Below are 10,424 nucleotides of genomic sequence, written 5' to 3'. Positions count from 1 at the left end.
CATAAGGAACATAAGGACATGGAAGGAGCTGCGATATATTTATGGCTGCTTTGGTGGTTTAGGTGGTTAAAAAAAAGGAAAACACATAAGGAACATAAGGGCATGGAAGGAGCTGCGATATATTTATGGCTGCTTTGGTGTCTTAGGTGGTTCAATAAGCGGGAACCATGGAAGGTGAATCGGGGCCAACCTTAGTAGACAGCACCTGGTTTATAAATTGGATGGACCTTTCAAAGGCTTGCTTTCCATCCTCATCAAAGGTAAACTGGTATTCATGCCCCAGGCCAGGCTCGTAAGATTCTGGAAAGAATAGCGTATCCAGGTGGACACCTAGGGTTGAAAGCTTTTCTGCAAAGCGTTTGGATTGAGCCAATAGCGGGTCCTTGTTTCCGGCTGAAATAAAGCTAGGGGGAAAGGAATCTGTAAGATAATTGAGTACCGATGCCGTTTTGGCGTATTCGTTATTGGAAATGTCTTTTTCACCGAAATAGGCCCAGGTGACGGTATTCAGAAAAGAGGCAAAGGCACCTTCTGAATTCAGGTTGTCTACCTCATAAATGCCACAGTACAGCAGCAGGCCTTTGAGTTGATCTGAACGCAAACCCGGGTTGACTTTTGTGATGCTTGCGTAGGAAGGGCTGCTAATGAGGTTGGCTGTTGCGGCAGTAATCATGGAACCCCCTGAATCTCCTGCCAAAATAAACTGGGTAGAATCAATGGCAAATTGGTCGGCATGGGAAGAAATAAAAGCCAATGCTTCGTTAAGCTGACGGATGGGCCTGGGGTACTTGGCTTCGGGAGCAATGGTATAATCGATGGATACAGCTACAAAGCCCTGGGAGGCCAGCAATTTGGAGTAATTGCTGATATGGTCTTTAGTTCCGGAAACCAATCCTCCCCCGTGCGTCCAGACGATAACCGGCAACTTGCTTTTTGCCGCCATGGCATCTTTGGGGTAATAGATATCCAAAAGGGAATTTGGATCGCTTGGGTCATACTGAACATTGCGGATGGAACGAATATTTTCAGGAACGAATTTTTCCAGCGCCTCATCCACCCGGACCGCCTCTTTTTCAAACGCATAGCGTACCAGCCAAACCGCCGGATAGGGAGAAAGTTTGAAAGCAAGAACTAGCAGGACCACCAAAGCAAGGATACTGATGACTATTCGCGTTATTGTGCGTTTCATTTACCGTTAACTTTGTTTACAAATGGGGTAGGATTTTCCGGTCCGGGTAAAATAAAATAATTTTTTATGATTATCAATAAATGAGCGTCAACTTTTTCCTTGTAGCTATCTGGTAATGAGCTCATTTGCATGTTAGGGTTCTCGGATAAAAGTAGCACCACATAAGGAATATATGGGCATGGAAGGAGCTGCGATTTATTTATGGCTGCTTTGGTGTCTTGGGTGGTTAAAAAAAAAGAAAACCACATAAGGAATATAAGGGTATAGAAGGAGCTGCGATATATTTATGGCTACTTAGGTGTCTTAGGTGGTTAAAAAAAGGAAAACACATAAGGAACATAAGGGCATAGAAGGAGCTGAGATATATTTATGGCTGCTTATGTGCCTTTGGTGGTTAAAAAAAAACCACATAAGGAATATAAGGGCATGTAAGGGGGGCGATATGCTTAGGTGTACTTATGTGTCTTAGGTGGTTTAAAAAATAGGGAACCATATATGGGCATATTAGGGGTTTCATTAATTTTAATTTTCTCAAGTTCCTTAATACGGTTTAAAAATGTTATTCCATATTCGAATACGGAATATTCACGATAATCAAACCAGGATAGCTTTGATTTAAGCACCGATTTGCTAAGGTTATATTTTTGCCATCATAAAAAAATACGAACCCCTACCTGATTTTATGCCGCATCAATTCCGCCAGGCTGCTGGTAAAGGGAAAGGCGGAGGCCCTGCCCGGGGAATAGCCCGAAAGGCTCCTGAAATCCCAGGACAGGCCTTGAAATTCCGGGTCCATTACGGGTTCCAATTGTATCAGCAGGTAATGATCCTGAGAGGGATGGGGGTAGCCCTTTTTGATCATGTCTTCTTTAGAAAATACCGAAAGTCCGCTGCTTACAATCCGCCATAAGGCTTCAGATACCTTTTCTCCCTTGGTGTGTAGCAGTAAGTATTTGGCATTAACGGATTCCTTGTCCAACACCAACGAACCAGCTCCGGTGCCCATTCTAAAATTGTAAAGCTTATTTTGTTTTATCCATTCATAGTGTTCTTCTGAATGGTAATACCCAACCAACACAAAGGTCTCATCCGGTAAAAGCCCACGATTACTGTGAAAGGTTTCCGGTAGTGCCTCTCGTATCTGGTTCTTCGAATCCGGTGGATCTTTATGGATATCAAAGGTTCTGAAGGCCATTTTCTCCCGCTGAGAAGCCCTGTTAACAAAATGATCCAGGACTTCAAGTATAAAGGCCTTTAATTCCCCAACACCACTATCCCTTTTCGATGGACGTAGCGGAAATGCACCAAGGCCGGGAATTATCTCGTGGAATCCCCTTTTGGTTAAGGGTTTTTCGCCTGGGTACAACACATAGGCTCCACCCGTTCTCCGAATAGCGTCCTTATAGGCATGCATTTTTAGTAGGTCTGCATTTTTGTAGACCCCTTTTCTGTTTTCGTTTTTTTCTTCATTCAGCTTTTCTTCAGAATCTGGATTCAGGTAATCCCATAAATTTGCTATTTTGTATTTGGCATCAAAATGAACATGAACGATCAGTTCCTGTTTTTCCGCTTCTGCTTCTGAAATGCCAACAGGCCAAAAAGATAGCGTGTAATCCGGCCTTAATGTTGAAGTCCAACTGCGAAGGTTTTAATTTTTAATTCATTTATCAAAACCAAATTTTTCAATCTTTTTGAGATTTAATCTGGCAATAAACTTATTCCTTTCCGTAAAGTCCTTTTTACCATCTGCAAGGTCAGCCATAAAACGATATTCAAAAGGTTTAAGCCTCTTATTCCTTTTGTCCCACTGAACAATTTTTTCTACAAGGACCATAGTAATTTCTCGTTCATTATTTTGCTCCTTTTCTTCTTCTGAAAAGAACTGCTCCATATCAAAAAAAATTTCAGGAACCTGATCTGCAACTAGATCTAGAATTAGTTCTCCTTGATGGCGTTCAATTTCTGATATGTTTCTATCATTCCTGACTCTGTTTCCGAGAGTATTGGCCATGTCATACTGATACTGGGATAGTTTTCCTGTTTCCCTTCCCCAATCCTCAATTTTTTTCCACGTTTTCGGATGTACAGATTTAATTCTTTCCAGGGAAGCGTTTACTTCTGCCTGAATCGTTTCATCTTCGCTTACCCTTCTTCGACTGGCAGATGTTTTACTTGTTCTGTCTTCATTTAAACTATCAAGATTAATTCCAAAGTCATGCTCTTTAATTGCATTCCAGCAATCCTCTTTTTTAGCCCATTCACCATATAGAGAACCCGGAGCGTATTCTTTGATAAACTTTTCAATGGTCACCATTATTTCATACAATTTATCTTTTAGTTGAGCAGTTAGTTCTAGGTTTCTCCATATTTTGAATAAATCGAGTGAGTACTCTAGTTGGATTCCCAACCATGCAACGGAATATGGAACTGTGATATACCGCATATCACCTATTGAATTCGGGCTTACACCGTATATTTTTTCGGCACTCTTAAATAGAATAGCCAATGCGATTGCATCTTCAAACCATAAATTATCCGGTTTGGAATCAAAGTTATAATTCAGAAATTGAGCATAGTTTTTCTGGCTTCCTCTTACGACAAAATGTGGACCTATGACCAGTTTCTTTCCATTGTAAATCTCTCTGTAAGAGTTGACATATTTTGCCAGAAGTTCTTTGGTAAACATCTGGCTTCTTGGATTCTGCTTGTCAAATTGTTTTCGCCTGGAAGGAGTGATTCCAAATCTGATTCTTTCATTTTTATACTGTCCTCTTGACCTTTCGAAGAACCAACGGGTTTGATGTGATTCTCCTGTCAGAGGTGGAGCCCATATGGTACGTGATAATTTTTCAAGGATTACATGGTTTTCCCTGTTTGAGCTAAGATCGGAGGCAGAAACTCTGTTCTGGGTATTGGCATACTCTGCTATTCTACCTACAATTTCACCAAAGTTCTGCCGGTCATTAACAATGGTTAGCTTTACCGGAACGAAAATTTGCGAAATATCTGCTTTATCTTTTTTCCAGGTATGGTAGATCGAAGCTGTTGTTTGTCCTCCGTTCACAATCTGAAAGTCCTTCACATATCCTATTGCTTTACCCTGATTATCGGGAAGAGTGATGATTTTTACTTCTTCAGCAGTAGCAGCAATTCCATTATTGAATGCCATGAACATATGTTGTTCATCCAAGATGGTCTTTCTGATTCCTTTATTGATTTTCCCGGTAAACTGTAAAAATGAACGGACATTTTGCTCTAAAAGTCTTGGCCCGTACTGTTCATATATATCTGCCAGAACTGGCCCTGGCATAATCGCGAGGTATGATTGATAATCCTTGTTTTCAATTCTATTGTCTATGCAGGGAACAGTAACATTGTTACTTTCAAAATCAATCTCAATTGGAATTCTTGATTTTTCGGAAAGGTTAAAGAGGTAATTAATGTCAATGGCACGATAAAAAACGGGATAACCAGCTACTTTATCTGAAAGTTTCAAGTCAGCTTTTACCTCTCCATTCGTGATCAGGAAGACATTGACTCTGGTAAGAAACTCTCTTATTTCCGCCACATTAGCCAATGTCTGTGCTAAATCAAATATTTCCGAACTTTCTTCCAGTTCGTTCACATAATCTTTGTAGATGGCATTTCTGAAAAATTTAGCAAGACGGTCAATAGCCTTTTCAGCTTCTGTTTTTGAAACAGGTTGGACACTTTCATCAAATCTGTAGATAGTAACAAACAGATCAAGAGTTTCATAATTTTCGTAAAGAGCATATGCATTTATTTTATGCTCAACACCTCTCTTGCTTATTTTTTCATCATAGCAAACTCTGTAGTTTTCTGTTTCTCCGGCATCAGAAAGTAAGGACAGTGCATAATCCGTAAAAATCTGTTCAGGATTTGTGCCTTCTACTTCCGAAATTAAACTTGAATTTGTCTCTTCCTGAATGTCAATATAAAACCTTTGTAGCTCTTTATTTTCCATTTAACAGTCTATTTTATTTCGCTAAATAGTGTTTGATGGTCAATTCTCCATTCTTCTGATTCAGATAGCACGATTGAGTATTTTACATCACCAACCCCGATAGGAATTTGACTTTCTGTGATCCTTGGGAAATTACCTGAAACACGATAGAGATTTTCTTGACGGATTGAATAACCCATTTCTTCATAAATTGGCCTATGAATATCATAATATCCTGATTCTAATAGTTTCAATTTAAAAAGATTTGAGGCCATTGTGTTTTTAGTCAACAATTTCAAAACTTCATCAATGAGAGAATTTAATGATTCACCATTGCCTACCCGAATATCTAGTGAAAGGTGATAAAGAAAGATTTTTTCAATAATAGAATCATCCAACTGTCTTTCACTGGTAATATGAATTTTTTGATGATTATTCCCGTGGGTTGTTTTTACTTCAACAGCCCAATTTGAATATTGAAAATCCTGAATTGATTTTTCTGGCCCTAACCAGGATTTAACACAGTAATTTTGTTCTGCTGAATTATTTAAGAACACCCGCAAGAAAAAAACTTCACCGTAAAGTCCTCGTTGTGCCTCATCAGATAATCCTTGTTTTCCGACCTTTTCAAATAATGATTGCCATTTGGCTAAGCGTTCAAGCAATTTTTCAACTAAAGTTTGCTCAGTTGAAACATCTGAAATACCAAAAATTAAATCTTCGCAAAGGGTTGAGAAAATATCTTTGTGTTGTTTGTTTAATAAGAGAATCAATAAGAATATTTTGGCTTTATCTCGTTCATCAAGTAATATTTCAATTTTGATGTCTTTGAGTTTATTCCATTGATTTTCATCAAAAGGGAAAGACTTACTTATCCTAAATGCAATACATCTCAGTTTTTCAGGTGATTTTAGAGCAATGAAAACATCGGGCAGAACTTCAGCGGCAAACCGCTTGTAAAGTAAACCAGAATGAACAGGTGTCTCATCTTCTAAACCCGACCAAATTGTTTCAATTTTCGTCATCTCCATAATCTTCAAAATCTTCTTCAACAACATCAAATCTATCCAGCAACTCTTCATTTACTGCATAAGAAACTGGTGCGTTGAAATTACTTTTTGGGAAACTAATTGCGTAACCTACAAATGGATTCGTGCCTCCTGGTAATTTCTTCTCTAAACTCTCCTCCGGATCAAGTAAATAGATTAAAAGCAATGGTTTTCTGGGGTCTCTTAATTCATTTCTAACTACTTGCCCATTTGGATACATAGCTTCACCTTCTTTTTTTCTATGTAGATTTGTCAGTTCCATTGCTTTTCCTTTTTCCGCATCAGTAAAATCAATAAACTCATCTGAAGGACTTATAATGTGTGATTTTCTTAGGTAGTAAATCTGTTCATTAGAGTTCTTATCGTCTTCTGTTCGTTTCCATTGCCCTATCAAAACATCTGTCCCATTAATATGAAATTGAGAATTGTTTTTAGCATTGGGCTTTGACATTAAGGCAATTCGCCAATCTGTCAATTCCCCATTTCTCAATTGAGCCGAAATAAACTGAATCAATTTTCGCGGTTCCGCTTTTTTCAAATTTTCAACAGATTGAATTCCCTCAAAAAAATTGATTATCTGCTCAGCAGGAATATCATACCATAAAAACGCATTACTTGGCCTTGGTTCTGAGTATTTTGGCAAGGATGAAATGAATTTTTGAGTATTCGTGAAATTGTTGTAAATTACTGGAATATCCTTTTTAAACTCATAGGATTCAACTAATCTTCCAGCCCAGGAAATTTGAACCGTTGTAGCTGATCGCATTTTATTTGTTGCAGAAATTTGAAGAACACCAGGATGCGTTCTTACTTTTAAGGCATACTGTTCAGGTGTTGAACCCGCCACATCAGACATATAGTCAAATTCTTCTCTTAATTCTTCAGAGGCTTGAGTAATGTGGCAGAACCATTCGTTTAGTTCCCGGCTCGTAAAGAGGCGACACAAATCCACATAGCCTCCACGATATCCAAACCAGCGTCCCATTTGCATAAGCGTGTCATACATTCGGGAAGCACGCAGATAATAACTTATTGACAGCCCTTCTAAAGTAAGTCCTCTGGATAATTTGTTACCACCAACCGCAATGACTGAAAGACCATTTTTATGGTCAAAATAATCAAGGGCTTCCCCTGAACCACCGTGTATTGATTTAACCTCAATTCTTGAAGCAGCATCATTCAAATGCTTTAATACATCATTCCATTGATGAACTTGTATTTGTGAATCGAGATTTACTAATTCAGTGTTCAGAATACTATTGGAAACAGTAACGAAAGATTTATAGCCATTGTCATCTTGTTCAAATGTGGCCTTTATTTCATTTAGAATTACTCTATCATTTTGGTCAATTCCTCTACGATAATAAATGAATTGATTGGATATTAACTCTGCGATATGGTCTTGCCAACGCATAAATCTTGAAACGTGCACCAACATTGAATTATGAACAGTTGTTTGCCCCCTTAATCTCCGGACAGCACATGTAATTATAAAACAACGGATGGCTCGTTTTAATGACTCTGGTAGAGACGAAGGCAGTTGGTCATCTTTTTTATGCCTGTCAGGTACAAAGTCTCTATGGTCATTAATTCTATTCACTATGGGTAAAACTGTATCAGAAGCTTCCTCTTTTTCTAACGGGCTAAAACCAAATACTTTTTCCGGGCCAATATAGTTGGATGGGGCTGGAATGTTCTTTATAAAGTTTCTTGGGAATAGGTTTTGATCATCCAGTGGAATGAAAATATTTGCAAAAGGTGTCGCAGTGTAACCGACATACGCATTTTTTCCAAAAAGATTCAAAATTTGAGTGATCCAACCATTAATAGAACTTTGTCTTTCAGGATCATTTGATATGTTAATTGAAGCGTTATCCGCTTCATCATCAATTAACAAAAGTGATTTGTTTCGTATAACTCGTCCAAGCTCATTGTCTTCGCTTGCTTGAGCAGCCAACCATTGATAAATTCTTCGAAGAACGTGTGGATTTTTTTTAATAACTGCAATTAACGGTTCGTTTGTTTCAAAACTCGTTTTACCTGAATTAGCTGCTCCTTGTGTAAAATCCCCTTTCTCTTGACTTGTTGTTAGAGAGTGAGCAACGTTTATCTTTCCAAAACCAGGCCTCCCAACACCAATTTTAATAGACCCTTGATTTAAGGCCCTGGTATGTTGAGTGTCGTAACCCAAAAAACTCTCATCAATTCGTACCTGTGTTTGACTTCTTAAATTATTGTGAATACCTGCCATAATAATAATCAAACCAAAACCTGCATCAGCTGCCTTGCATATTAACCCTGTGTAATTTGCAGTTTTCCCCGATTGCACTTGCCCAACGACTAAACCTTTTTTATTTACTTGAATTTTTAATGCTGGATCAAAAAGATTGTCAAGTATGCTGTCCGTTAACAAATCAAGACGGTTTACTACCTCAGGTGCAAACCCCTTTTCTTCTTCTAGATATTGACGGTAATTACCCCAAAAGCCATTAGTAAAATTTATAGAAGCTCTTTTATCACTTAACCAAGGGTCGTTTTCCTCTTCTTTAACAATTGATCGCCACTCATCCTGTCTGATAGTAAACAACTCTTCGACTTTTCTAATTAACATTTCCCGAGAATCCGATATAGGAAGATTCATTTTTAGAAAAGTATCAACAGCAGTTTCAACTTCATCAATAGTTACGGAAGTCTTATCGAATAGTAGTTGCCGTATTATTTTAATTGGGTCGATATTACTCATTTATCAAAAACTCAATGTATTCTGGATAAAAATTAAATGGCTCTGTGTTCAGAACCCTTGCTTTAGCTTTTTCAGTTGATAATCCACTAGAAACAAAACCATTGAAAAGCTTTTGCATAGTTTCTTTTATGGCATTGTGGTCAATTCCTTCAAAAGGTTGTCCGTGAGGCTTTTCGTTTTCACTTTCCTGAAGTGTGATTAAAGGAACAGGAATCGTTTCTTCAATGAACTGGATGACTTTTTCAATATCTTTTTTCAAGTCACCAGACTTAGAAAGTAAATCATTTAATAGAGGATGATTTCGGTTGATTTTATAAAATCTTTTACCGTGTCTTGCTCGTTCTTCCCAAAAAGGAAAGTATTCATCTGACGCAAGTTTTCTTTTAAGGACTTTACCTTTATGCCTGTAAACCTCAACAGCTTGATTACGAACTTCTGTTGCCAACGCTCTGATCTGTTCACGATACATTGATGGAGGTCTTGCAATTGACTTCTTTATGTCGATTTGCCAGTCGCCATCAAAATTATTGGGCAAATCAATTTGAATTCTACATAAATCATAGTGGACTTCTCTTTTAAAAAAACCTAACCAATCACCAGCAACCAATAGTCTTCGATTGCGATACACATAGAAGCCCTGATGTGCAGTCCAGTTGTCTTTTGGCCCTTTGCCAAGATTATATTGTTCAGCTGAAAGTTTTGAGCGGTGAGGTAAGACAAACCCCTTAATTTTTATTTTTCCATCTACTAGTCTGGTTTCGGGCTTTGTTTGTAATCCATCTAAACCAATCATAAAAGGATCCCAAGGTTTAATAAGACGCTCCCTGAAATAAATTTTCAATCCATCATCCATAAACCTTTGAAAAACCATAGACAAGTGTGATTTAACAGAATCCATAATTCCTAAGAACTTGCTTTTCGCTTCTTCACTATCTTCTGAAGTGTCTTTGGTAAGTCTGTCTAAGTCCCACCAAATAATGCAAGTTCCAGTATTTACCGATTCAATTTTTTCTGTCCAATAGGATTCATTAGGTACATAGCGGATCAATTTCCACGCTTTTTTTTGATTGACAAAATCTAAATCCCAACTCCAAAAAATGGATTTGTTATCAGCAGCCTTTGATAAAACAGTAAATTTCCTGGTTTGAGAAAATGAAGAGGTCTTTAGACCTAAACCAAATCTACCCAAATCATCATCAGTTCTTTCATCAAGTGGGTTTTTACTACCTGGTCTTAATGCCTGAATAAGTTGGTCATTATTCATTCCAATACCATCATCCAAAATTGAGAGTGTGGTATTTGATCCTTTCCAGTTGTAATCAATCCAAATGTTTTTCGCTCCAGCGGTTATTGAGTTATCAATTATATCGGCAATTGCAGTTTCAACAGAATACCCGATTGCCCGGAAGGTTTCTATCATGGAGCTTGCCTCCGGTTCGGCAGTTGTGGACTCTATTTTGGAGTAGTCAATATTCATTT

At 38.0% G+C, this 10,424-nt stretch carries 5 protein-coding genes and 1 pseudogene; all 6 read right to left on the bottom strand.

From position 1 onward, the window contains the following. Nucleotides 1–151 precede the first annotated feature (151 nt). The 6 genes and pseudogenes from GL182_RS15505 to GL182_RS15480 all read right to left on the bottom strand — a co-directional run bounded on the left by GL182_RS15505 (nt 152) and on the right by GL182_RS15480 (nt 10,422). A complete protein-coding gene (locus tag GL182_RS15505) occupies nt 152–1,189 on the bottom strand; it encodes an alpha/beta hydrolase (RefSeq protein ID WP_163380686.1) in 1,038 nt (345 codons plus the stop codon). Between the two features lie 670 nt (nt 1,190–1,859). Then, nucleotides 1,860–2,819 (bottom strand): annotated as a pseudogene (locus GL182_RS15500) (nuclease domain-containing protein); the annotation flags it as partial. Between the two features lie 30 nt (nt 2,820–2,849). Further along, on the bottom strand, nt 2,850–5,174 hold the full coding sequence (locus GL182_RS15495; protein ID WP_163380685.1) for an AIPR family protein: 2,325 nt from the start codon (nt 5,172–5,174) through the stop codon (nt 2,850–2,852). 8 nt (nt 5,175–5,182) lie between these two features. After that, nucleotides 5,183–6,178: a PD-(D/E)XK motif protein gene (locus GL182_RS15490; RefSeq protein ID WP_163380684.1), complete on the bottom strand. Its 996-nt coding sequence runs from the start codon at nt 6,176–6,178 to the stop codon at nt 5,183–5,185. After that, nucleotides 6,165–8,945, bottom strand: coding sequence for a Z1 domain-containing protein (locus tag GL182_RS15485; RefSeq protein ID WP_163380683.1), 2,781 nt, complete (start codon nt 8,943–8,945; stop codon nt 6,165–6,167). Before GL182_RS15485 ends, GL182_RS15490 begins: the two co-directional genes overlap by 14 nt. After that, nucleotides 8,938–10,422, bottom strand: a complete 1,485-nt coding sequence (locus GL182_RS15480) for an ATP-binding protein (protein WP_163380682.1) — start codon at nt 10,420–10,422, stop codon at nt 8,938–8,940. Before GL182_RS15480 ends, GL182_RS15485 begins: the two co-directional genes overlap by 8 nt. Nucleotides 10,423–10,424 lie beyond the last annotated feature (2 nt).

The organism is Cyclobacterium sp. SYSU L10401 (genome assembly GCF_010993705.1).
Taxonomy (GTDB): domain Bacteria; phylum Bacteroidota; class Bacteroidia; order Cytophagales; family Cyclobacteriaceae; genus Cyclobacterium.
Note: the sequence above shows the minus strand (reverse complement) of the source record. Positions and strands in the feature narration are given on the sequence as shown.

Coding starts and splice junctions, on each gene's coding strand:
- GL182_RS15505 (WP_163380686.1), bottom strand. CDS start 1,189: ATGAAACGCACAATAACGCGAATAGTCATCAGTATCCTTGCTTTGGTG.
- GL182_RS15495 (WP_163380685.1), bottom strand. CDS start 5,174: ATGGAAAATAAAGAGCTACAAAGGTTTTATATTGACATTCAGGAAGAG.
- GL182_RS15480 (WP_163380682.1), bottom strand. CDS start 10,422: ATGAATATTGACTACTCCAAAATAGAGTCCACAACTGCCGAACCGGAG.
- GL182_RS15490 (WP_163380684.1), bottom strand. CDS start 6,178: ATGACGAAAATTGAAACAATTTGGTCGGGTTTAGAAGATGAGACACCT.
- GL182_RS15485 (WP_163380683.1), bottom strand. CDS start 8,945: ATGAGTAATATCGACCCAATTAAAATAATACGGCAACTACTATTCGAT.